This is a genomic window from Limnohabitans sp. MMS-10A-192 (genome assembly GCF_003063335.1).
In the GTDB taxonomy this organism is placed as follows: Bacteria; Pseudomonadota; Gammaproteobacteria; order Burkholderiales; family Burkholderiaceae_C; genus Limnohabitans_A.
Map to the genome: position 1 here is coordinate 730973 of NZ_NERX01000001.1, position 24325 is coordinate 755297.

Sequence of the window (24325 nt, forward strand, 5' to 3'; positions counted from 1 at the left end):
GTTAAAGCATCACCTGGCTTTAACGGTTCCCTGCTTGCCCTTGCACCAGCAGATCAAACACAATCCGCGCAAAGTTGGCGGCTTTGCTGGGGTCGGCCAGTAGCTGCATCATCTGGTTTTGGTGGGCATCGCTGCTGTCGAGGATGGCGTCGTCGATGGCCTTTGAGAAGTCACCCAGCAGGGCCTGCTCGGCCGAGTTGTTCTCGATCTGCTTCATCACCTTGATGTTCTCGCCCACCTTGTCGCGGATCGTATAGGCGTAGTTCACCATGTCCTTGTCGGTGAGCTGGTCGGTGACGAACACCTCGTTCAGGCGGTTGATGATCTGCGACAGGTACTCCTCTTTCTTGTCCTTTGGCTTGGCCGTACCCAGGCCTTCGCCCGGCTCCAGCTTGTACTCACCGGTGTTTTCTTTGAGCAGCAAATCCTGCTGGCGTATCTTGGCCACGCGGTAGTGGCTGAGCACTACGTTGCCTAGGTCGATGTCGTCTTCATCCAGCAAGGTTTCGCGCAACATGGGCCGCAGGTTGCGGGCGTACAGGCTGAGCTTTTCCAGATCGGTGTCGTCGTAATCCACGATCTGCGACATGAACTCATAAAAGCGCACAAAGGTGCCCAAGTCTTTCTTGAAAATTTCGAGCGCGTCTTTTTCCTTCTGGCATTCCTTCAGGCTTTTCTCCGCATTGGCGATCAGCACCGCATCGCCCGTCTTCTGGGTGCGCTCAAACATGTCCTTGGCAATCTTGAAAGCCTCCACCGCCGACTTGTAGCGCAGCTGCCAACGCTGCACCGCAGGCTTGCAGATATTGGCAATCGCCGCGTTGCTCTTGTTCTTCACATAAAACGCGGCGCAGAACTGCTCCACTTCCTGCCAAGTAAAAATGCCAGCGGCACGCAATTTGTCTTGCAGCGCAAAGATCAGATTCGGGTCAGACACATCCAGCAGCTCAGCCGTCTGGAAATACGGCTGAAACGCTTCCAGAATCTCGTCCGGGTCATTGAAGAAGTCCAGCACAAAGGTGCCCGTCTCGGCCTTGTTGGGGTAGGTGCGGTTCAGGCGCGATAAGGTCTGCACGCACTCCACCCCGGCCAGCTTTTTGTCCACATACATGGCGCACAACTTGGGCTGGTCAAAGCCGGTCTGAAACTTGTTGGCGACGATCATCACCTGGTAGTCATCTGAATCAAAAGCCTTGCGCATATCCCGGCCCTTGAGGTTCGGGTTCATATTGCTTTCGGTGAACTTCTCGCCGATCAGTCCCGCCGTGATCTCACCCGCCGAACTCGGGTCTTTGTCGGTGAACAGCACCTCACCCGAAAACGCCACCATGGCGCGAATCTTCTGGTAGCCCTTGTCTGCGATGTACTTGTCAAAACACTGCTTGTAGCGCACCGCCTCCTTGCGCGAGCTGGTGACCACCATGGCCTTGGCTTGCCCACCGAGCAAGCCCATCACGTTGTCCTTGAAGTGCTCCACGATCACCATCACCTTTTGGGCAATGTTGTGGTCGTGCAGGCGCACCCATTGGTTCAGCTTCACCTTGGCCCGCTTGCTTTCCACCTCTGCGTCGGCACCCTGCACCTTCAGGGCCAGCTTGTAGGCCACCTTGTAGTTGGTGTAGTTCTTCAGCACATCGAGGATGAAGCCCTCCTCAATCGCCTGGCGCATGCTGTACACATGAAACGCCGCTGGCTTGTTGGTTTTAGAAGGCACTTCGTTCGGTTGCGGCAAGCGGCCAAACAGCTCCAGCGTCTTGGGCTTGGGCGTGGCGGTAAAGGCAAAGTAGCTCAGGTTGCCCGATGCGCGGCGCGCAGCCACCGTGGCGGCGATGATGTCGTCGCTATCCAGCTCCTCGCCGTCGTCCCCGGCTTCCTTCATCAGCACCTCTTTGAGCTGCCGCGCTGTCGAGCCGCTTTGCGACGAATGCGCCTCGTCGGCAATGATGGCGTAGCAGCGCTCCTTCAGGCTCACGCTGTTTTCAATCGCCTTCAACACATGGGGAAAGGTCTGAATGGTGACGATGATGATGGGCTGGGCCGACTCCAAGGCTGCGGCCAGCTTCTCGGACTTGGAGCCGTCGCCTTCCTTGTTGTTGATGCGCCCCACCACGCCATCGGTGTGCTCAAACTGGTAGATCGTGTCTTGCAACTGCGCGTCCAGCACGGTGCGGTCGGTCACCACAATCACCGAGTCAAACTGCTTTTTGCCGTCGGCCTTGTACAGCGACGAGAGCTGATGCGCCACCCAGGCAATCGAGTTGGACTTGCCCGAGCCCGCGCTGTGCTGAATCAGGTACATCTGCCCCGGTCCCTCGCTGCGCGCCGCCGCCAACAGCTTGCCCACCACGTCCCACTGGTGGTAACGCGGGAAGATCAGACTTTCCTTCTTGTACTTGCGGCCTTCCCAGTCTTCTTTGTCCTCAATCTGCAAGTGCACAAAACGGGCCAAGATGTTGAGCAGGTTGTCCGGCAGCAGCACTTCGTTCCACAGGTAATCCGTGGCGTAGCGGTTGATGTCGTACGGCACACTATTGCCCGCGCCGCCGTCGTGCGTGCCTTTGTTAAAGGGCAGAAAGTAGGTGCCCTCCCCCTCCAAGCGTGTGGCCATGTGCACCTCGTACTGGCTGACTGCAAAGTGCACCAGCGCACCGCGCTTGAAGGTCAACAGCGGCTCGGCTTTCTTGGCCACCGGGTCTACAGGCAGGCGAGTGGTCTTGTACTGCCGAATGGCGCGGTCCACCGCCTGCTTGAATTCACTCTTCAGCTCCAACGTGGCTACTGGCAGACCATTCACAAACAGCACCAGGTCAATGCGCCACGCCTTGGCCTTCTTTGCGTCGCTGTTGCCGGTCTCGGTCAGATGCGCATCAGTCGCCCACGGGCTGTACACCAGCTCTGGCACCACACGCAGGCGGTTTTTGGCGTAGCGGACCAGCGTGTCCGGGTTCAGGTCGTGCTCGGGCCTGAACTGGCACAGCGACAAACGCGCATTGCGGTCGCGCAGCTCGTGGCGCAGCACGCCCAGCGTGCCAAAAGTGCGGCTGTCTTTGTGCGTGGCGTTCGGGTCGGCCTTGCCCAACTGCGCGGCAACCAGTTGCAAAAACTTCTGCTCTGCATCCTTGGGGTGGTTGGCGCAAAACTTTTGCCACTGCGCGTCTTGCGTCTCCTGCACAAAGCCCAGCGCATCCTCGGGGTACAAGGCCAGTTCGCGGTTGTACTTGTCTGGCGAGCCGAGCAACCAGCCATTGGCCTGCAGCTGGCGAATGATGTCGTCTTGAAAAATGCGTTCGGTGGCTTGGTCGCTCATGGTCGAGTTGAGATTTGGCTGTTTGGGTTAAGGCAGTCAGGCGGCAGCTTGCCAGTCGCGCACGTCGATCTTGCCGGTGACGGCGGCGGAGATCAGGGCGGTGCGCCGTTCTTGGAGCAAGCTGATTCCTGTTGATGCTTGTTGTTCAAGTGCATCAAATGACTCCATTCGCTTGCGAATGGTGGCATTAATTTCAAGCTGCTCATGGTAAGGCGGCACAGGGAAAACACTTGAAGATAGATATTCGTGCTCAATACTTTCAACAGTGGCCCCCTCCTTCGACCACTCCAACAGCAGGGGTGGAATATTTCCAAGGATGAAATTTGCCGCAAACTCAACATTCATTTCTGAGATAAAAGACAAAGCCTTCATATCTTGATTGAGGGTGACGGGAACTGTATTGATTGCGATAGGAATGGTTCTTTGCAAGATTCCAGAGCGGACAACAATTAATAAAGAGCCAGCATCGACAAAATTAGTAGATGAGGCCTGCACAGCAGCTTGCGTAATTTTGTCCTGGCTATCGTTAATCCAGAAGCTTTTCATATCCTTGGGCGACACCCACGGAATAGTGCCGTCACTCCAGTAGCTCAAATTATCTTTGCTTGGTGTGCCCCCACCACTGAAGGAGCACAGATACTTTAGCGGCTGCAAATCCCAATGAGCAGGCACTTCGCCCTGCCATTCCACGCCTGAGTCTTTCATCGGGGCGTTGGGGTTGAGGCCTTTGGTGACGGCGTGGCTGATGACGGCTTGGCGCTTTTCCTTGAGCAATTCAATCAGCCGCTGCTGCTTCTCGATCAAGGCATCAATCTTCGCCGTCTCGTGGTCGAGGAAGGCGGCGATTTTTTGTTGCTCAATCTTGGGCGGCAGAACTACACGAATATTTCCGAGCAATCCTCTACTAATTCGCTGCATGGTTGCGCCACGAGCCAGATTAGTGGTGTGTTCGAAGTACGCTGGACTTGAAAATAAGCGAACTAGATATTCTTTTGAGTAAAGCTGATCGGGTCGAAAAATAACGTTATCAACAGATGTGACAACTCTTGAAGCAAGATACGGCACAACGCACGCGCGTCCGATGGGTGAATTTAGTCTTGAGATCAAAACATCGCCAGGGAAAACCTCGGTGCAATTTAATGCGCTGAATTTTTCCTCACTAATAAATCCAGAGCCCTGTTCTTTGTATGCACCTTCGCCAACATTTCCTGTTGTGATGTATTTGATTCCCTCGCTGGAAATGTCCTTACTTTCGATCCAGTCGCCATCTAAAAAAAGTGTGCCTTCTTCAAGGGCCATATATTTAATGGCGACACGCGACCAATGCGTTGGAACAGTATCAAGCCATTCGACGCCGGAGTTTTTGTACTCCGAATAAGCCTTGTACCGACTCATTACGCATCCCCCTCGCCCACGTTGGCCAAATAGAACTCATGCAGTTTGGCTTGCAGCAGTTTCTTGTCTGGCAACTGGATTTGGTCATTGCCCTTGAACAAGCTGACCGCATCAGGATGAATTTGTCTCACCAGTGGTGAGAGTTTTGGCAATTGTGTCAGCAGTGGTGACACTAATTGCGGGGCTGGATAAGCCAAGTAGCTCACGAATGCACCTCGCGCAGCAGGGCCATGATCTCGGCGCTCACGGCGTCCAGATCGGCGTCAATTTCTTCCAATGGCCGTGGCGGCTGGTATTGGTAAAAGTGGCGGTTGAACGGAATCTCGTAGCCGACGATGCCGATCTCGCCATCTTTGGCGTCGCGCTTGCTGGCATCTATCCACGCATCGGGCACATGCGGCTGCACTTCGGCGATGAAATAGGCCTCGATGCTTTCGCTCACGCTGCGGCTGGGGTCTAGCGCGACGTTTTCAAAATCGCGAAGCTCGCCATCGGCTTGGTATTCGATCACTTCATTGTTCACTTCGAACAAGCCATACAGGGGGGCGTCGTTGCCTTTGTGAACCTTCTTGATCACCTTTTCGGCGGCGGGGTTCTTCCAGCTCACGGCATCCGCGATCTGCTTTTTCTCTTTGGCGTCCAGCGTGATGTCGGCCTGCTTGCTGGCGGCCTTGATGGCTTCGTCATAGCCATTGAAGTCGTCGCACTGCACTGAGCCTATCGCGCCCTGCAAGGCGCGGGCTTTGAGCAGCACGGCCTTTTGTGCCAGCCAGGTGCTGGCGTCGAGCAGGTCTTTGATCTGCTTTTCCTTGAGGTCGGCAAACTGGCTTTTGAGATAGGCGCGGATTTCGACGGCGTAGTCGTCCAGCTGGCCGTAGAGCTCGCAATCTGCCGCGTCTTGCCAGTGGCCCTGACCATACTCGGAGTAGATCCAACGCATGGCTGCATTCAGGGTGCCGGACTCAAAGCGCAGGCTGGCGATGCGTTCATCGCTGAACTGCCACGACAAACGCAGTGGCCGTTCGATGGTGATGCGGCGGTAGCCGAACTCGTGCGTGGCGAAAATTTGGCTGGCGAAGGTTTTGACGGCTTCGGGCTTGGGGTTGGCGGCTTGGCGACCACGGTTGCTTTTGACTTCAGCCGGTTTATCGAGTGCCTGCGCTTCGACCACCTCGAAGTTGCCAAAGCAGCGGGTGATGGTGGCGATGTCGCCCTCGTCCATCACATGGCGCTTGCTGCCCAGCGATTTGCGCATCTTGCCGCAGAGGTTGGCTCCGTTGATGAGCTGCACCTTGCCTTTGCGCTCGGCAGGCTTTTTGTTCGAAAGCACCCATACATAAGTGGCAATGCCCGTGTTGTAGAACATGTCGGTGGGCAGGGCGACGATGGCTTCGAGCAAATCGCTTTCCAAAATATGGCGGCGGATTTCGGATTCGCCCGAGCCTGCACCGCCGGTGAACAGCGGCGAGCCATTCAAGATGATGCCGATGCGAGAGCCACCTTCCTTCACATCACGCATCTTGCTGATGAGGTGCAGCAGAAACAGCAGCGAGCCGTCGGACACACGCGGCAGGCCGGGGCCAAAGCGGCCATCAAAGCCTTTGAGGGTGTGCTCGTCGGCAATGTCGCCTTCGATCTTTTTCCAGTCCACGCCAAAGGGCGGGTTGGAGAGCATGTAGTCGAACTTGCTGGCGTAGAGGTGGTCGTTGGAGAGTGTGTTGCCGAGCTTGATGTTGCTGACTTCCTGCCCCTTGATGAGCATGTCGGCCTTGCAGATGGCGTAGCTCTCAGGGTTCAGCTCCTGACCAAAGGCGCGCATGACGGCTTGGGGGTTCTGCTCGTGCACGTATTCCATGCCCGCCGACAGAAAGCCACCAGTGCCCGCTGTCGGGTCGTATATGGTGCGAATGATGCCGGGCTTGGTGAGGGCTTCGTCATCTTCCATGAACACCAGCGAGGTGGTGAGGTGCACGATGTCGCGCGGTGTGAAGTGTTCGCCAGCCGTTTCGTTCGAGCTTTCGGCAAATTTGCGAATCAGTTCTTCAAACACCAGGCCCATTTCGTAGTTGGAAACGGCTCTGGGGTGCAGGCCCATGGTGCGGACTTTTTGCACCACCTTGTAGAGCAGGTTGGCGTCATTCAGCAGGCCAATGAATTCGGCGAACTTGAAGTGGTCAAAAATCTCGCGGGCGTCTTTGGAAAAGCACTGGATGTAGCGCTCCAGATTGGCCTTGATGCCCGACTCGCCCAGGGTGCTCAGATCCATGGGCGAGGTGTTGAAAAAGCTGAGTCCGCTGGTGGCGCGCAGGAGCAGCTTTTCCTTGGCCTCTTCGGCAATGGCCATCTTCTCCACCTTGGCCGCTTCGACCAGCACAGCAGACTTGCTGCTTTCCAACACACATTCCAGTCGGCGCAGCAGGGCAAAAGGCAGGATGACACGGCCGTATTGGCTCTGTTTGAAGTCACCGCGCAGCAGGTCGGCCAGCGCCCACAGATCGGCGGCGAGGTTGTTGGTTTCTTGGGTCATTTTTTACGAATGAGGGGTTGGAGTTTCAACCAGATAGCCCACAAGTATTACACGGGGTTGAAGCGAAATTGGCCCTGCGCCACATAGGTCAGCTCACCTGCGGCGTGGGGTGTTTTTCCAGCCTGGATATACTATGGTATCTACCATCGCGCCATGGAGGTTAAATATGTCCCAAACCGCCAAACTTTTCCTGAACGGTCGCAGCCAGGCCGTTCGCCTGCCAGCTGCCTACAGGTTTGACACCGAAGAAGTCTTTATCCGCAAAGACCCGGTCACAGGTGATGTGATCCTTTCACGCCGTCCCGATGACTGGACTGGTTTTTTTGCGGCGGCTGACAACGCTCAGGTGCCTGACGACTTTTTGAGCCCCGAAGAACGCACGCCACAAGGCCAGGCTGAAGCTGCAGATCGCGACCCTTTTGAGTCCTTACCCAACACCTTGGGGCACTGAGCCAGGCCATGAACACACGCTACCTGCTGGACACCAACACGGTCAGCCACCTCATCAAACGCCATCCGCAGGCTACCCAACGCTTGCTGGCTGTGCCCATGCACAGCGTTTGCATATCGGCCATCACGGCAGGTGAGCTGGCCTATGGTTTGGCAAAACGACCCGAAGCACTGGCGTTGAAAGCGGCTGTGCACGAATTCTTGCGTCGCGTAGAAGTGCTGCCGTGGGACGAAGCCGTGGCTCAGACCTACGGCACATTGCGGGCGCAACTGCAAAGCCAAGGCATCAGCCTGTCGGCGCTGGACATGCAAATTGCGGCGCATGCACTGCAAGCCAAAGCCGTGCTGGTCAGCAGCGATGCCGCCTTTTTACATGCAGGTCAGCTCCAAATCCAAAATTGGATGGACGCCATCAGTTGATGAAATTTTTTTTCGCCCTGAGTCGAGACACAAGTTCATCAAAAAAAGCCGCCAACCTTTGCAGGTTGGCGGCTTTTTGGGTTGGGGCTTGAAGCGTTTACTTCTTGCTAGGCGGCACGTCCGTGCAGCTACCGTGTGCCACTTCCGCCGCCATACCAATGCTTTCGCCCAGGGTTGGGTGGGGGTGGATGGTTTTGCCGATGTCCACTGCGTCTGCGCCCATTTCGATGGCCAGTGCGATCTCACCAATCATGTCGCCCGCGTGCGTGCCGACCATGCCGCCGCCCAAGATCTTGCCGTGGCCGTGGGCCTCGGGTGAATCGTCAAACAGCAGTTTGGTCACGCCTTCGTCGCGGCCGTTGGCGATGGCGCGGCCCGAGGCGGTCCAAGGGAACAAGCCCTTTTTCACCTTGATGCCTTGCGCTTTGGCTTGGTCTTCGGTCAAGCCCACCCATGCCACTTCGGGGTCGGTGTAGGCCACGCTTGGGATGACGCGTGCGTTGAACGCTGCGGCTGCCAGCTCTTTGTTGCCTTGCAGTTCGCCCGCAATGACTTCGGCCGCCACGTGTGCTTCGTGCACCGCTTTGTGCGCCAACATGGGCTGGCCCACGATGTCGCCAATGGCGAAGATGTGCGGCACGTTGGTGCGCATTTGAATGTCGACGTTGATGAAGCCACGGTCGGTCACAGACACGCCTGCTTTTTCGGCGGCGAGTTTTTTGCCGTTGGGCGTGCGGCCCACGGCTTGCAACACCAGGTCGTACACCTGCGGCGCGGGGGCTGTGCCGCCCTCTTCTGCCGGTGCAAACGTGACTTCAATGCCTTCGGGCAAGGCGCGTGCGGACACGGTCTTGGTCTTGAGCATGATGTTGTCAAAGCGCTTGGCGTTCATCTTTTGCCAGATCTTGACCAAGTCGCGGTCAGCGCCTTGCATGAGGCCATCCATCATTTCCACCACGTCCAGGCGTGCGCCCAGCGTGCTGTAAACGGTGCCCATTTCGAGGCCGATGATGCCGCCGCCCAGAATCAGCATGCGCTTGGGCACTTCTTTGAGTTCCAAAGCGCCGGTGCTGTCGACCACGCGTGGGTCGTTGGGCATGAAAGGCAAACGCACGGCTTGCGAACCTGCAGCGATGATGGCCTTCTTAAAGGCGATCACTTTTTTGCTGCCGTTTTGTTCTTGTGCAGTGCCGGTGGTCTCTGACACTTCAAGGTGGTTTGCACCTACGAACTGGCCCAAGCCGCGCACGGTGGTGACCTTGCGCATCTTGGCCATGGCAGCCAAGCCGCCTGTGAGTTTGCCAATGACTTTTTCTTTGTGGCCGCGCAGCTTGTCGATGTTGACCACCGGCTTGCCAAAGTCCACGCCAAGGTCGGCCATGTGGCTGACTTCGTCCATGACGGCCGCGACGTGCAGCAAAGCTTTGGAGGGGATGCAACCCACGTTCAAACACACGCCGCCCAAGGTGGCGTAGCGCTCGACGATGACGACGTTCAAGCCGAGGTCAGCCGCGCGGAATGCAGCCGAATAACCGCCGGGGCCACCGCCCAACACGAGCACATCGCACTCGAGGTCGGCAGAGCCGCCGAAGCTGGAGGCCACGGGTGCTGCAACGGCTGGGGCTGCTGCTGGGGCTTGTGGGCTGGATTGCCGCGCTTCGCTCGCAATGACGGGTGCAGGGGCAGCAGCCGGGGCCGCCGCAGCGCCCTCGCCGTCCAGCACCAACACCACCGAGCCTTGCTTGACCTTGTCGCCCAGCTTGATGCGCAGCTCCTTGACCACGCCAGCGTGGGAGGACGGGATTTCCATCGAGGCTTTGTCGGACTCGACGGTGATGAGCGATTGCTCGGCCTTGACGGTGTCGCCGGGTTTGACCAGCAACTCGATCACGGTCACTTCGTCGAAGTCGCCAATGTCGGGGACTTGGATATCAATCAGTGCCATACCAAATCCTTAGAGAAGAACGCGACGGAAGTCGCTGAGGATTTGACCCAGGAACGCGTTGAAGCGTGCCGCTGCGGCGCCGTCGATGACGCGGTGGTCCCATGTCAAAGACAAAGGCAGCATCAGGCGGGGCACAAACTGCTTACCGTCCCAGACGGGCTCCATGGTGCTCTTGCAAACGCCCAAAATGGCCACTTCGGGTGCATTGATGATGGGCGTGAAGTACTTGCCACCAATGCCGCCGAGGCTGGAGATGGTGAAAGTTGCGCCGGTCATTTCAGCGGGGCCGAGTTTGCCGTCACGGGCTTTCTTGGCCAGCTCGCCCATTTCCTGGCTGATTTGCAAGACGCCTTTTTTGTCGCAGTCGCGGATCACTGGAACCATCAAACCATTGGGCGTGTCGGCGGCAAAGCCGATGTGCCAGTAGTTTTTGTAGACGATGGCATCACCATCCAAAGAGCTGTTGAACTCGGGGTATTTCTTGAGCGCGGCCACGCAAGCCTTGATCAAGAACGCCAGCATCGTGACTTTGACGCCCGACTTTTCGTTCTCTTTGTTGGTCGAGACGCGGAAGGCTTCGAGGTCGGTGATGTCGGCGTCGTCGTGGTTGGTGACCGCCGGAATCATGATGGCGTTGCGCAGCAAGTTGGCACCGCTGATCTTCTTGATGCGGCCCATTTCTTTGCGCTCGATGGGGCCGAATTTGGCAAAGTCCACCTTGGGCCAGGGGATCAGGCCCAGCTCGGAACCGCCACCGCCCGAAGCTGCAGGGGCTTTGGCTGCCTGCGCTTTGGTTTGTGCAACGCCCGACATGACGGCCTTGGTGAAGGCTTGCACGTCGTCTGACGTGATGCGGCCCTTGAGGCCGGAGCCTTTGACTTCGTCCAGCGGCACACCCAACTCGCGAGCGAACTTGCGCACCGATGGGGACGCGTGGGGCATGCCCACCGTGTTGCCACCAGGTGCGTGGGCAGGCGCAGACACTGCGGCAGCAGCCGCTGCGACAGGGCTTGGCGCGACAGCGGGTGCCGAGGCTACCGCCACAGCCACTACGGGGGCAGCAGCAGCCACGGGCGCAGCCGCCAGAGCGGTGCCTTCCAGCACAGCCAGCAGGTCACCAATGTTGACCGTGTCGCCCACTTTGACTTTGAGCTCTTTGAGCACGCCAGCGGCCGAGGACGGGATTTCCATCGAGGCCTTGTCGGACTCGACCGTAATCAGCGATTGCTCGATCTTGATGGCGTCACCAGGCTTGACCATGACTTCGATGACGACCACGTCTTTGAAGTCGCCGATGTCGGGCACATGCACTTGCACGGGGCCGGAGGCTGCTGGGGTGGCGGGCGCTGCACTAGATGGCTGCGCTTCGCTCGCAACGACAGGGGACGCGCTCGAAACTGCGGCTGAAGGTGCGGCTGCAGGTGCAGCGGCCGCACCAGCGGCCTCCACCACCAACACCACCGAGCCTTGCTTGACCTTGTCGCCCAAGGCCACGCGCATTTCCTTGACCACGCCTGCCGTGCTCGATGGGATTTCCATCGAGGCTTTGTCGGACTCGACTGTGATCAGCGATTGCTCCGCCTTCACGGTGTCGCCCACTTTGACCATCAATTCAATGACGGTCACTTCATCAAAATCCCCGATGTCCGGGACTTGTACTTCTACCAATGCCATGTGTGTCTCCCGGATTTATGCGTACAGCGGGTTGATCTTGTCGGTCTTGATGCCGTACTTCTTGATGGCCTCGGCCACTTGAGCGACGGGCACTTTGCCCTCTTCGCTCAGCGCCTTCAGGGCCGCGACCACGATGTAGTGGCGGTTGACCTCGAAGTGCTCGCGCAGCTTGCTGCGGAAGTCGGAGCGGCCAAAACCATCGGTGCCCAGCACTTTGTAGGTGCGGTCTTTCGGAACGAAAGGACGGATCTGTTCGGCATAGGCCTTCATGTAGTCGGTCGACGCGACTACGGGGCCGCTGTGCTTGGCCAACTGTTGACCGACAAACGGCACGCGTGGCGTTTCCAGCGGGTGCAGCATGTTGAAGCGCTCGGCGTCTTGGCCGTCGCGGGTCAGTTCGTTGAAGCTTGGGCAGCTCCACACGTCAGCCTGGATGCCCCAGTCGGTGGCCAGCAGGGTTTGTGCGGCAATCGATTCGCGCAGGATGGTGCCCGAGCCCAGCAGTTGCACGCGCTTGTCGCCAGCGGCGCCGGGCTTGCACATGTACATGCCCTTGATGATCTGCTCTTCGGTGCCGGGCGTGAGGCCTGGCATGGCGTAGTTTTCGTTCAGCAGCGTCAGGTAGTAGAAGATGTTGTCTTGCTTCTCGACCATGCGCTTGAGGCCGTGGTGCAGGATGACGCCGACTTCGTGCGCAAATGTGGGGTCATACGACACGCAGTTGGGAATGGTGTTGGCCATGAGGTGGCTGTGACCGTCTTCGTGCTGCAAGCCTTCGCCGTTGAGCGTGGTGCGGCCCGATGTGCCGCCCAACAAGAAGCCTCGTGCTTGCATGTCGCCCGCAGCCCAGGCCAGGTCGCCAATGCGCTGGAAGCCGAACATCGAGTAGTACACGTAGAACGGGATCATGATCCGGTTGGATGTGCTGTAGCTGGTGGCCGCAGCGATCCAGCTGGACATGCCGCCCGCTTCGTTGATGCCTTCTTGCAGGATCTGACCGGCCACGTCTTCGCGGTAGTACATGACCTGGTCTTTGTCGACCGGGGTGTAGTTTTGACCTGCAGGGTTGTAGATACCGATCTGACGGAACAGGCCTTCCATACCAAAGGTACGGGCTTCGTCCACCAAAATCGGCACCACGCGTGGGCCCAGGGCCTGGTCGCGCAGCAGCTGGGTCAAGAAGCGCACATACGCCTGGGTGGTCGAGATTTCACGGCCTTCAGCCGTAGGCTCCATGACGGACTTGAACGTCTCCAGCGCGGGCACGGTGAAGCTCTCGTCGCTCTTGGTGCGGCGGTGTGGCAAATAGCCGCCCAAGGCCTTGCGGCGCTCGTGCAGGTATTTCATTTCTGGGGTGTCGTCTGCGGGCTTGTAGAACGGGATCTTGGCCAGCTCGCTGTCGGGCACCGGAATGTTGAAGCGGTCGCGGAAGGCTTTGATGTCCTCGTCCGACAGCTTTTTGGTTTGGTGCACGTTGTTCTTGCCCTCGCCCGCTTTGCCCATGCCAAAACCCTTGACGGTCTTGATCAGCAGCACGGTGGGCTGGCCTTTGTGGTTGACCGCTTTGTGGAATGCGGCATAGACTTTTTTGGAGTCGTGGCCACCACGGCGCAGGTCGAAGATCTCTTCGTCAGACATCTTGGACACCATCTCCAGGGTGCGCGGATCGCGGCCAAAGAAATGTTTGCGCACATAAGCGCCGTCGTTGGCTTTCATGGCTTGGTAATCGCCGTCCAGCGTTTCCATCATGATCTTCTTGAGCGCGCCTTCTTTGTCGCGGGCCAACAGGGGGTCCCAACCGGAGCCCCACAGCAGCTTGATGACGTTCCAGCCGGAGCCACGGAACTCGCCTTCGAGCTCTTGAATGATCTTGCCGTTGCCGCGCACCGGGCCATCCAGACGCTGCAAGTTGCAGTTGACCACGAAGACCAGGTTGTCCAGGTTCTCACGGGCAGCCAAGCCGATGGCACCCAAGGATTCGACTTCGTCCATCTCGCCGTCACCACAGAACACCCAGACCTTGCGGTTTTCGGTGTTGGCAATGCCACGGGCGTGCAGGTATTTCAAAAAGCGGGCTTGGTAGATCGCCATCAGTGGGCCCAAGCCCATCGACACCGTGGGGAACTGCCAGAACTCGGGCATCAGCTTGGGGTGTGGGTAGCTCGACAGGCCTTTGCCGTCCACCTCTTGGCGGAAGTTGAGCAATTGCTCTTCGGTCAGGCGGCCTTCCAAGTAGGCGCGGGCATACACGCCGGGCGACACGTGGCCCTGGATGTAGAGGCAGTCGCCGCCGTGGTTTTCACTCTCGGCGTGCCAAAAGTGGTTGAAGCCAGCGCCAAACAAGCTGGCCAAAGACGCGAAGGAGCCAATGTGGCCACCCAAATCGCCGCCGTCAGCGGGGTTGTGGCGGTTGGCCTTGACGACCATGGCCATGGCGTTCCAGCGCATGTAGGCGCGCAGGCGCTCTTCGATTTCGAGGTTGCCAGGAGCGCGCTCTTCTTCCTGCGGCTCGATGGTGTTGACGTAGCCCGTGGTGGCGGAAAACGGCATGTCGATGCTGTTTTCGCGGGCATGTTCAAGGAGTTGCTCAATCAGAAAGTGGGCACGTTCGCCACCTTCTTTTTCAATCACGGCGGACAGTGCGTCCATCCATTCACGGGTCTCTTGCGAATCCAGATCGGGCTTCGGCTGATGTGGGTTGGCCGCTGTCATGCGTGTCTCCTGTTTGTTGTCGATGAAATGATGCCCGTAAGTTTCTCATAATTTTTCAAATATTTCAAATGGTGCCGGATGATTTCTTATTGTGAAATTTTGAGAGAATTTTCCGTGTCGGCACAGCCGTTTTACGGGTAGGTACGCAAGGGTTGTCACCTAAACTTAGCCCATGGAATTGAACAAAGCTGCATCGGTGGTCAAAAAGGTAGGTCCCTGGGCATGGTGGCGCTCATGGTGGGTGCAGCAATCACCCAATAGGCAAGATCGGTTTGCCAATTTGGCGCCGGTTGCCGCCGTTTTATTGTTCTTGGCAGCCATCGCCAGTGCGTTTTGGTACTTGCGCATCGAAGAAGTCGAGCGTGAGCAAGAAGCGATCAAACGTGATGTGGAATACGCACAGCAGAGACTGCGACTGCGACTGATCGAGCGCCAGGAACAGGTGATGCGCTTGGCACGCGATGTGTCCAACCGCGAAGTCAGACCCGATCAATTCATGTCGCGCGCCGAAGCCCTGGTGCAGCAATACCCCGAATACCAATCTTTGTCCTGGATCGATGACCGCCGTCGGATCATTGCCCACCAAAGCATCTCCAGTTTGCTGCCCACACAGCATTTGAAAACAGGCAGTGTTCTGAAAGTCGGTGAGACAGAGGCCCACTTCAGCTTGGCACGTGATTTGATGCAACCGATCTACGGTCGCGTCGACGCGGATGAGGACAAAGACAACAACAACGAGGTGCTGCAACTGCACTCGCCCTTGAGCGACGATCAAGGCCGATTCAGTGGCGTCATCCTGGCCGAATACACCATGGAAGGCTTGCTTCGTTACGGCATTCCCACCGAGGTTCTGGCGAAATACGCCGTTGCCTTACAAGACAGCACAGGGCAATTGCTGGCAGGACAAACCATTCCCAAACGTATTCATTTGCTCAACTTGCTGCCAGGCACCCAGCGCTTGGACAACGACTACGAAATCCCTGTGCCCCCGGTGGGCAACGATCTGATCTTGCGCGCACAAGCCTGGCGAACTTCGCAGGGTTTGGTGGGAAGTGGTTTGTTTTGGCTGGTGAGCGTACTCAGCGTCATGACCGCCTGGATGCTGATCGGCAATTGGCGGCATACCCGCAGACGACTGCAAGCACAAAAGGCACTGGTTGCAGAAACCAGTTTTCGCAGGGCCATGGAGAACTCCATGGTCACAGGCATGCGTGCACTGGATTTGCGTGGACGCATCACTTACGTCAATCCCGCTTTTTGCCAGATGACCGGCTGGAGCGAGGCGGAATTGGTGGGGGCAGAAGCGCCCTTCCCTTACTGGCCAGACCAGGACCGGGAACTGCTGATGAAGCGCTTGGAGGAGGAAATCAGCGGACAACATTCATCCGCAGGCTTTCAGGTGCGGGTCAAGCGCAAAAGCGGCAAGTTGTTTGATGCGCGAATGTACGTCTCGCCCCTGATCGATGCGACGGGCAAGCAAACGGGCTGGATGACGTCGATGACCGACATCACCGAGCCCAACCGCATTCGCGAGCAGTTGGCCAGTTCGCACGAGCGTTTCACCATCGTGCTCGAAGCGCTGGACGCCTCTGTATCGGTTGCGCCCTTGGGCAGCGAAGAGCTGCTGTTTGCCAACAAGCTCTACCGCCTGTGGTTCGGACAAAACACAGAGGGGCATTTGCGCTTGGTGCAACAAGCGGGTGCCTACAGTGGCGAAAAAGCCTCCGACGATGTGGACGATCTCGCAGGACTGCCGATCGACAGTTTGACCGTGGCCTCGTCGGAAAATGCCGAAATCTTTGTCGCCGAGCTTGGCAAGTGGCTGGAAGTGCGTTCGCGCTACATCAACTGGGCCGATGGGCGCTTGGCGCAGATGGTGATTGCCAGCGACATCACGCCACGCCGACAGGCAGAAGAGCTGGCCGCCCAGCAGGCCGAGCGCGCACAAACCGCCAGCCGCCTGATCACCATGGGCGAGATGGCCTCCAGCGTGGCCCACGAGCTGAACCAACCCCTGACCGCCATCAGCAATTACTGCAGCGGCATGATTTCGCGCATCAAGAGCCAACAGGCCGAGGAAAAAGACCTGCTCTGGGCACTGGACAAGACCGCGCACCAAGCCCAGCGCGCGGGCCAAATCATTTTGCGCATCCGCAGTTTTGTGAAACGCAGCGAACCCAACCGCGCCTTGTCGGACGTGAGCGCCATGGTCAACGAGTCGTTGGAACTGGCCGAAATTGAACTGCGCCGCCGCCATGTGCGTCTGAGCCATTACGTGGCCGCCCGCTTGCCGCAGCTGATGGTGGACCCGATTCTGATTGAGCAGGTCCTGATCAACCTGATGAAAAACGCGGCCGAGTCGATTGACAACGCCAACCGGCCAGCGGACAAGCGCCATGTGGAATTGAAAGTGGTGCCCACCATGGTGGACGAGAAACCGGTGGTCGAGTTTTCTGTCACCGACAGCGGGCAAGGCCTGCCACCCGAGGCCATCGATCGCGTCTATGAAGCCTTCTTCTCAACCAAGGTCGAAGGCATGGGCATTGGCCTGAATTTGTGCCGCAGCATCATCGAGTCTCACCAGGGCAGGATCGTGGCCGAGAACCTCTACAATGCCGACGAGGTTACCGGCTGCCGGTTCTCCTTCTGGATTCCGGTCGACACCACGTTGACCACACAACAAGCCACTGGGGTAAATGAATGAGTTTGATTCCGAAAAAAGGCACCGTTTATGTCGTGGACGACGACGAGGCCGTGCGTGACTCGCTGCAGTGGTTGCTCGAAGGTAAAGACTACCGCGTTCGCTGCTTTGACAGTGCCGAGTCCTTCATCAGCCGTTACGACCCCCGTGAAGTGGCTTGCCTGATTGCCGACATCCGCATGGGCGGCATGACCGGACTGGAACTCCAAGACCGCCTGATCGAGCGCAGATCTCCTTTGCCCATCGTGTTCATCACGGGCCATGGCGACGTGCCCATGGCTGTGAACACCATGAAAAAAGGCGCGATGGACTTCATCCAGAAGCCCTTCAAGGAAGAAGAATTGGTCAGCCTGGTCGAACGCATGCTCGACGAGGCCCGCGAAGCCTTTGCCGGTCACCAGCAAGCGGCCAGCCGCGACGCCCTGCTGTCCAAGCTGACCGGCCGCGAAGCCCAGGTGCTTGAACGCATCGTGGCCGGACGACTGAACAAGCAGATCGCCGACGACTTGGGCATCAGCATCAAGACCGTGGAAGCGCACCGCGCCAACATCATGGAAAAGCTCAACGCCAACACTGTGGCCGATTTGCTCAAGATTGCCCTGGGACAAAACGCGCCCAAGGCCTGATCCACAAGCCCTCTCCAAAACGCCCGCACCCGTCGGGCGTTTTGCATTTATCACCGACCTTTTCGAGTTTTCACACATGACCGCCCAACTGATCGATGGCAACGCCCTGTCCAAACAACTGCGCTCCGAAGTCGCCACCCGTGCTCAAGCCCTGAAAGCCAAAGGCGTCACGCCGGGGCTGGCCGTGGTGCTGGTGGGCGACAACCAAGCCAGTCAGGTTTATGTGCGCAACAAGGTCAAAGCTTGCGAAGACGCAGGCTTGCACTCGGTGCTGGAGAAATACGAGGCCAGCATGACCGAAGCCGACTTGCTGGCCCGCGTGGAAGCGCTCAACAACGACCCCAGCATCCACGGCATCCTGGTACAGCTGCCCTTGCCTGCGCACATCGACGCGCAAAAAGTGATCGAAGCCATCAGCCCGGCCAAAGACGTGGACGGTTTCCACATCGCCAGCGCTGGTGCGCTCATGACCGGCATGCCCGGTTTCTGGCCCTGCACGCCTTATGGCTGCATGAAGATGCTCGAAAGCATCAACTACGACCTCAAAGGCAAACACGCCGTGGTGATTGGCCGCAGCAACATCGTGGGCAAGCCCATGGCGCTGATGCTCTTGCAAAAGAACGCCACCGTGACCATTTGCCACAGCGGCACCAAAGACCTCAAGGCCATGACGCTGCAGGCCGACGTGATCGTGGCCGCCGTGGGCAAACGCAATGTGCTCACGGCCGACATGGTCAAGCCCGGCGCTGTGGTGCTGGACGTGGGCATGAACCGCAACGACGAAGGCAAGCTGTGCGGCGACGTGGATTTTGAAGGCGTCAAACAAGTCGCCAGCCACATCACCCCCGTGCCCGGCGGCGTCGGCCCCATGACCATCACCATGCTGCTGGTCAACACCCTTGAAGCCGCCGAACGCGCCTCCAATTAATCCACAAGGCACCCAAAGCCCCAAATGAATCGACCCGGGCCCCAAATGTGTCACCCCGGGCCCAAAATCTGTCACCCCGGGCTTGACCCGGGGTCTATCCCCGCCAGACCCCTGCCCTTGACCCACAAGACCCAAAAGCCATGACCAATCCCCTGCTCGACACCTCCGGCCTGCCCTTGTTTGACCGCATTGCCCCGGAACACGTGGCACCCGCCATGGACGAACTGCTGGCGGCCGCCAACAAGGCCCTCGAGACGGTCACCGCTGCAGATTTCCCGGCGCAATGGGTCGAGATCGCCAAGGTGCTGGACGTCAGCACAGAGCGCTTGGGGCTGGCTTGGGGCGCAGTCAGCCACCTCAACAGCGTGGCCGACACCCCCGAGCTGCGCGCCGCCTACAACGCGGCACTGCCCCTGGTCACCGAATTTTGGACACGCCTGGGCAGCGACGAGCGCCTGTACGCCAAGTACAAAGCCATCGACACCGCCCGCCTGAACGCTGAACAAAAGCAAGCCCACCAAAACGCCTTGCGCGCCTTTGTGCTGGGCGGTGCCGAGCTGCAAGGCGAGGCCAAAGTGCGTTACGCCGCCATTCAGGAGCGCCTGGCCGAGTTGACCCAGAAGTTCAGCGAAAACACGCTGGACGCGACCGACAACTTTTCCTTGTATGTGAGCGAAGACCGTCTGGCGGGCGTGCCCGCTGACGTGGTGCAAGCCACCCGCGCCTCCGCCCAAAAAGAAGGCCAGGACGGCTGCCGACTGAGCCTGAAGATGCCGGTGTACCTGCCGGTGATGCAATTTGCCCATGACGCGGCGCTGCGCGAGCAACTGTACAAAGCCCACGTCACCCGCGCATCGGACCAGGCACCTGAAGACAGCCGCCAGTTCGACAACACCGCCTTGATGCAGGAGATCCTCGTCTTGCGCCAAGAAGAGTCCCGCCTGCTGGGGTACGACAACTACGCGCAGGTCTCGGTGGTGCCCAAGATGGCCGAATCGCCCGAAAAAGTGATCGGCTTTTTGCGCGACCTGGCCGTGCGTGCGCGCCCCTTTGCCGAAAAAGACCTGGCCGATTTGCGCGAGTTCGCCGCCCAAGAGTTGGGCCACACCGGCCCGCTGAACGCTTGGGATGTGCCCTACATCAGCGAAAAGCTCAAGGAAGCGCGCTACAGCTTCAGCGAACAGGACGTGAAGCAATACTTCACCGCGCCCAAGGTCTTGGCCGGTTTGTTCAAGATCATCGAAACCCTGTTCGAAGTCAGCATCCGCCCTGACCAAGCCCCGGTCTGGCACCCTGCGGTGCAGTTTTTCCGCATCGAACGCCAAGGCCAGCTGATCGGCCAGTTCTACCTGGACCAACCCGCACGCGGCGGCAAACGCGGCGGCGCCTGGATGGACGATGTGCGCGGCCGCTGGCAGCGCCCCGACACCGGCGTGCTGCAAACACCGGTGGCGCACCTGGTGTGCAACTTCGCCGAAGGTGTCAACGGCCAGCCCGCGCTGCTCACGCATGACGACGTGATCACCCTCTTCCACGAGTTTGGCCATGGCCTGCACCACATGCTCACGCAAGTCAACGAGCGCGATGTTTCGGGCATCAGCGGCGTGGAGTGGGATGCGGTTGAGCTGCCCAGCCAGTTCATGGAAAACTTCTGCTGGGAATGGTCGGTGCTCAGCCACATGACCGCCCATGTCGAGACCGGCGCCGCCTTGCCGCGCGAACTGTTCGACAAAATGCTGGCCGCCAAGAATTTCCAAAGCGGTCTGCAAACCCTGCGCCAGATCGAGTTTTCGCTGTTCGACATGCTGGTGCACGCTGAGCACGACCCGTCACAGGACTTCATGCCGCTCTTGCAAGAAGTGCGCGACGAAGTGGCCGTCATGCGTCCACCGGCGTTCAACCGCATGGTCCACACCTTCAGCCACATCTTTGCGGGCGGGTATGCGGCCGGCTATTACAGCTACAAATGGGCCGAGGTGCTGAGCGCCGATGCCTACGCCGCCTTTGAAGAAGCCGCCGCTGCCGACGGCAGCCCCAGCCTGGACACCGGCCGCCGCTACCGCCAAGCCATTTTGGAAGCCGGCGGCAGCCGTCCTGCGCTGGACTCGTTCAAAGCCTTCCGAGGCCGCGAGCCCAGCCTGGATGCGCTGCTGCGGCACCAGGGCATGGTCAGCGCCTGAAACAAAAAAGGGAGCTTGCAAGCTCCCTTTTTATTTGGCAGCTGAAACCAAGCGACTGCCCAGAAACGAAAAAGCCCGGTAAATCTTTGATTTACCGGGCTTTTAAACCTACCAAATTTGGTAGGCGCGATTGGACTCGAACCAACGACCCCCACCATGTCAAGGTGGTGCTCTAACCAGCTGAGCTACGCGCCTGTTGAAGCCTTGAATTATAGCAGTAAAAATCAGCGCCTTCGGGCTGACCGCACACCTTTTACGTTTCGCACCGTGCCCAGCACCTTGTTCAGGCCCGCCGCATCGCTGATTTCTACCGTGAAAGTCATCCAGGCTGTGCCTTTGACCGATTGGGTTTGCACCCCGATCACGTTCATTTTTTCTTTGGCAAAGACCTCCGAGATGTCGCGCAGCAAGCCTTGGCGGTCAAACGCTTCAACCGACACGTCGATGGGATAAACCGCACCGTCAGGCCCTTTGTGCTCACCCCATCGCACGTCGATCACCCGCTCACCATGGCGCGACGCCAGCTCGCGGAAATTGCTGCAGTCCTGGCGGTGGATGCTCACGCCCTTGCCTCGGGTGACAAAACCACTGATCACATCGGGCGGCGCAGGTTTGCAGCAGCGTGACAACTGGGTCAAGAGCGAGTCCACCCCCACCACCAGCACGCCCGATGGTGATTTGCGCGCCACGGCGCCTTTGAATTTCTTTTGCAGGTACTCGTCAGGCAAAAGGGCGGGCTCAGGCGGGTTGAGCAAAACCTCGATGTTGCGCAGCGAGTATTCGTCTTTGCCCACGACCTCGAACAAGCCCTCGGCCGACTTGAAACCCAGCTGACTGGCCAAATCCTCGAGCTTGGTGGATGTGCGGCCCAGACGTTGCAAGAGTTTTTCGACCGCCTCGCGCCCACGCGCGATGGTCTCTTCGCTGATCTGCGCGTTGAACCAGGCACGCACCTTGGCACGGGCACGGTTGCTGGCCAAATAACCCAACTCGGGGTTGAGCCAGTCGCGTGAGGGGCCGCCTTCCTTGATGGCAGTGACCTCGACCGTTTGGCCATTGGCCAGGGGCGTGTTGAGAGGCACCATGGCGCCGTCGACCTTGGCCCCACGGCAGCGATGGCCTAAATTGGTGTGCACGGTGTAAGCAAAGTCCACAGGCGTGGCGCCTTGCGGCAGTTCCACCACGGCGGCGTCGGGCGTCAGCACATAGATGCGGTCGTCGAACAGGCCTTCGCCCTGCCCTGCACCGGACAAGTCACGCTCCCAGGCGAGCAGCTGCCGCAAGACCGCGATCTTGGCGTCGTAGTCGCTGCTGGCCGAGACACCTGCATAGCCTTTGGCTCCCGCTTCCTTGTAGGCCCAATGCGCCGCCACACCATGCTCGGCATGGTCGTGCATGGCCTGTGTGCGGATTTGAATTTCGATGGGTCTGCCGTCCACATCGCGCACCACCGTGTGCAAGGACTGGTAGCCGTTGGGCTTGGGCTTGGCGATGTAATCGTCAAACTCTTCGGCGATCGGCACAAAGTGCTCATGCACCCAACTGAGCACCTGGTAACAGTCCGACACGGCGGGCACCACCACGCGCAGCGCACGGATGTCAAAGACCCGGTCAAAGGCCAGCGACTTGCCGCGCATCTTGCGCACGATGCTGTAGATGTGCTTGGGTCGGCCGTCGACCTGAGCTTTCACGCCCTGCGCGGCCAGTTCTTGCTGCATGCGCTCACGCAAGTCCACCATGTAACGCTCGCGCTCGCCCCGCTTTTGATCGAGCAAGCTGGCGATTTCCTTGTAGGTCACCGGCTCCAGAAAGCGGAAAGACAAGTCTTCCATCTCCCACTTGATCTGCCAGATGCCCAAGCGGTTGGCCAAGGGCGCAAACACCTGCAAGGACTCGCGAGCCAGTGCGGGCGGGACCGGCAGCTTGGTGGCCGCGTAGTGGCGCAAGGTCTGCAGGCGCGAGGCCAGGCGCAGCATGACCACGCGCAGGTCGCGGCTGAAGGCCAGCAGCATTTTGCGCACGTTTTCGGTCTGCAGCTTGGGGTCATCGACCAGCTGCGCACGGGTCTCGGCCGCGCGCGACAAGCGCTGCACATGCACCAGGTGGTTGGTCTGTATGGCCAGCTGCGCCAAGTTGGGGCCAAAGGCCTTGGTGATGACGTCTTCGGGTTTGTTCAGGTGCGGGCAGGCATAGACCAGGTAACTGGCCGCCTGCATTTGGGCCGAACCACCGATCTGGGCCAGGATGGCGGCCACCGCATCGGCGTGCGTGAGGATGTTCTCGCCCGTGTCCAGACTTTCGCCCGAGATCAAGGGCTCGGCAAATGCGCGGGCGCGGACCAGCGTGTCAGCCAGATCGGCGTTGTCGGCCGTGACCAGCATGACCGGCGGCACCGCCGCATGCAAATGCGTCGAGATGCGTGTCGGGCTGGCGGCGTGGCTGGTGTTGGGACTGACCATGGTGTCAAGCCGCAAGCAAGAAATTGGCCACCACCTCGATGTGCACATCGCTGGTGATGGTGGGGGCATGACCGCAATCGGCCCAAACAACCAATTGGGCTTTGGGGCCCCGCTCGGTCATGGCCAAAGCCGTTTCGGGGGTGAGCAAATCAGAATCGGCCCCACGAATGAGCAAGGTTTTCGCCTGTATCTGGTCGTACACGGTCCAAAGCAGCGCCTCGCCCGCTTGGGCTGCTTCGGGCGTCAAGGCACGCACCGGCGTCCCGATGGCCGGGTCGTAATGCAAAGTGAGCGCGCCATCCGCGCAAGGCCGAACCATGTGTGAAGACATCTCACGCCACACGTCCGCTGGTACAGGACCAAAACCCTGCGACAACGCCCACATGGCCGCAGCAGCTTCGTCCAGGTCACGGTACTGGCCATACCGGCCGACATAAGTCTGCATCCGCTCGACCGAGGCCCAGGTGATGGCCGGCCCCACATCGTTGAGCACCAAACGGCGAATGGGGCTGGGCAAAGGCAAACCCGGCTGACCGGTCAGCAGCATGCCTATGAGCCCGCCCATGCTGGTGCCAAGCCAGTCCAGGCTCAACAATTCGGCACCACACTGAGCACGCACTTGCGCCAGCAAGGCCAACATGTCGGCTGCATATTGGGGGACTTGATAGCCCATGGGGTCCGCAAGCCATTCGCTGCGACCGCGCCCCACCACATCGGGGCAAATGACTTGCAAAGGCTCGGCACTGCGGGCCACCAAGGCTTTCGCCAAACGGTCAAAGTCGCGCCCCTGTCGGGTCAAACCATGCACGCAGACCACCACCCGGCGGGCTTGGGCATCCCCCCAACGCCAATAGGCCATGCGGTGCTGGCCCTCAGGGTGGGGGCAGGACACAAATTCAAGTTGAGGCTGCAAATCGCTGGTGGTCATGACAATCGGACACAATCAGATCAGACGTTACCCAAAAGAGTCATTGGGCAGCGCGATAATGGACTTTTATGCA

At 59.0% G+C, this 24325-nt stretch carries 15 protein-coding genes and 1 tRNA gene; 6 read left to right on the forward strand and 10 right to left on the reverse strand.

Annotated elements, in window-relative coordinates; genetic code table 11:
- Positions 1-19: 19 nt before the first annotated feature.
- The 4 genes from B9Z43_RS03585 to B9Z43_RS03595 all read right to left on the reverse strand — a co-directional run bounded on the left by B9Z43_RS03585 (position 20) and on the right by B9Z43_RS03595 (position 7229).
- Positions 20-3307, reverse strand: coding sequence for a type I restriction endonuclease subunit R (locus B9Z43_RS03585; protein WP_108322742.1), 3288 nt, complete (start codon positions 3305-3307; stop codon positions 20-22).
- Positions 3308-3343: 36 nt separating this feature from the next.
- Positions 3344-4702, reverse strand: a complete 1359-nt coding sequence (locus tag B9Z43_RS03590; protein ID WP_108322743.1) for a restriction endonuclease subunit S — start codon at positions 4700-4702, stop codon at positions 3344-3346.
- On the reverse strand, positions 4702-4833 hold the full coding sequence (locus B9Z43_RS17480; RefSeq protein ID WP_255417082.1) for a hypothetical protein: 132 nt from the start codon (positions 4831-4833) through the stop codon (positions 4702-4704). Before B9Z43_RS17480 ends, B9Z43_RS03590 begins: the two co-directional genes overlap by 1 nt.
- 71 nt (positions 4834-4904) lie before the next feature.
- Positions 4905-7229 (reverse strand): class I SAM-dependent DNA methyltransferase, encoded by a 2325-nt coding sequence (locus B9Z43_RS03595; protein WP_108322744.1) that lies wholly within the window; start codon positions 7227-7229, stop codon positions 4905-4907.
- A gap of 166 nt (positions 7230-7395) precedes the next feature.
- On the opposite strand from B9Z43_RS03595, the gene B9Z43_RS03600 reads away from it, so the two are divergent.
- Entirely contained in the window at positions 7396-7680 is a 285-nt protein-coding gene (locus tag B9Z43_RS03600) for an antitoxin (RefSeq protein ID WP_108322745.1), read from the forward strand.
- 8 nt (positions 7681-7688) lie between these two features.
- On the forward strand, positions 7689-8099 hold the full coding sequence (locus B9Z43_RS03605) for a type II toxin-antitoxin system VapC family toxin (RefSeq protein ID WP_108322746.1): 411 nt from the start codon (positions 7689-7691) through the stop codon (positions 8097-8099).
- A gap of 97 nt (positions 8100-8196) precedes the next feature.
- Here B9Z43_RS03605 and lpdA read toward each other — a convergent pair whose 3' ends face one another.
- From lpdA to aceE, 3 genes are read right to left on the reverse strand one after another with little or no spacing between them, the layout of a single operon-like run.
- Positions 8197-10044 carry a dihydrolipoyl dehydrogenase gene (gene lpdA / locus B9Z43_RS03610; protein ID WP_108322747.1) on the reverse strand — a complete coding sequence of 616 codons (1848 nt, stop codon included), beginning with the start codon at positions 10042-10044 and terminating at the stop codon, positions 8197-8199.
- A 9-nt stretch (positions 10045-10053) separates the two neighbouring features.
- Positions 10054-11718, reverse strand: a complete 1665-nt coding sequence (aceF, locus tag B9Z43_RS03615; protein WP_108322748.1) for a dihydrolipoyllysine-residue acetyltransferase — start codon at positions 11716-11718, stop codon at positions 10054-10056.
- Between the two features lie 15 nt (positions 11719-11733).
- Complete coding sequence (gene aceE, locus B9Z43_RS03620) at positions 11734-14430, reverse strand: pyruvate dehydrogenase (acetyl-transferring), homodimeric type (RefSeq protein WP_108322749.1); 2697 nt, start codon at positions 14428-14430, stop codon at positions 11734-11736.
- Positions 14431-14602: 172 nt separating this feature from the next.
- Between aceE and B9Z43_RS03625 the strand changes: the two genes are divergently transcribed.
- The 4 genes from B9Z43_RS03625 (at position 14603) to B9Z43_RS03640 (ending at position 20865) form a co-directional block, all read left to right on the forward strand.
- Complete coding sequence (locus B9Z43_RS03625; protein ID WP_108322750.1) at positions 14603-17134, forward strand: PAS domain S-box protein; 2532 nt, start codon at positions 14603-14605, stop codon at positions 17132-17134.
- Positions 17131-17757 (forward strand): response regulator transcription factor, encoded by a 627-nt coding sequence (locus tag B9Z43_RS03630; protein WP_108322751.1) that lies wholly within the window; start codon positions 17131-17133, stop codon positions 17755-17757. Before B9Z43_RS03625 ends, B9Z43_RS03630 begins: the two co-directional genes overlap by 4 nt.
- Before the next feature lie 76 nt (positions 17758-17833).
- On the forward strand, positions 17834-18685 hold the full coding sequence (gene folD, locus B9Z43_RS03635; RefSeq protein ID WP_108322752.1) for a bifunctional methylenetetrahydrofolate dehydrogenase/methenyltetrahydrofolate cyclohydrolase FolD: 852 nt from the start codon (positions 17834-17836) through the stop codon (positions 18683-18685).
- 140 nt (positions 18686-18825) lie between these two features.
- Positions 18826-20865, forward strand: a complete 2040-nt coding sequence (locus tag B9Z43_RS03640) for a M3 family metallopeptidase (protein ID WP_108322753.1) — start codon at positions 18826-18828, stop codon at positions 20863-20865.
- A 118-nt stretch (positions 20866-20983) separates the two neighbouring features.
- On the opposite strand, the gene B9Z43_RS03645 is transcribed toward B9Z43_RS03640, so the two are convergent.
- From B9Z43_RS03645 to B9Z43_RS03655, 3 genes are all read right to left on the reverse strand, one after another.
- Positions 20984-21060, reverse strand: a tRNA-Val gene (locus B9Z43_RS03645).
- Positions 21061-21089: 29 nt separating this feature from the next.
- Complete coding sequence (locus B9Z43_RS03650; protein WP_233250019.1) at positions 21090-23246, reverse strand: bifunctional (p)ppGpp synthetase/guanosine-3',5'-bis(diphosphate) 3'-pyrophosphohydrolase; 2157 nt, start codon at positions 23244-23246, stop codon at positions 21090-21092.
- Positions 23247-23328: 82 nt separating this feature from the next.
- Entirely contained in the window at positions 23329-24252 is a 924-nt protein-coding gene (locus B9Z43_RS03655) for an alpha/beta fold hydrolase (protein WP_108322755.1), read from the reverse strand.
- Positions 24253-24325 lie beyond the last annotated feature (73 nt).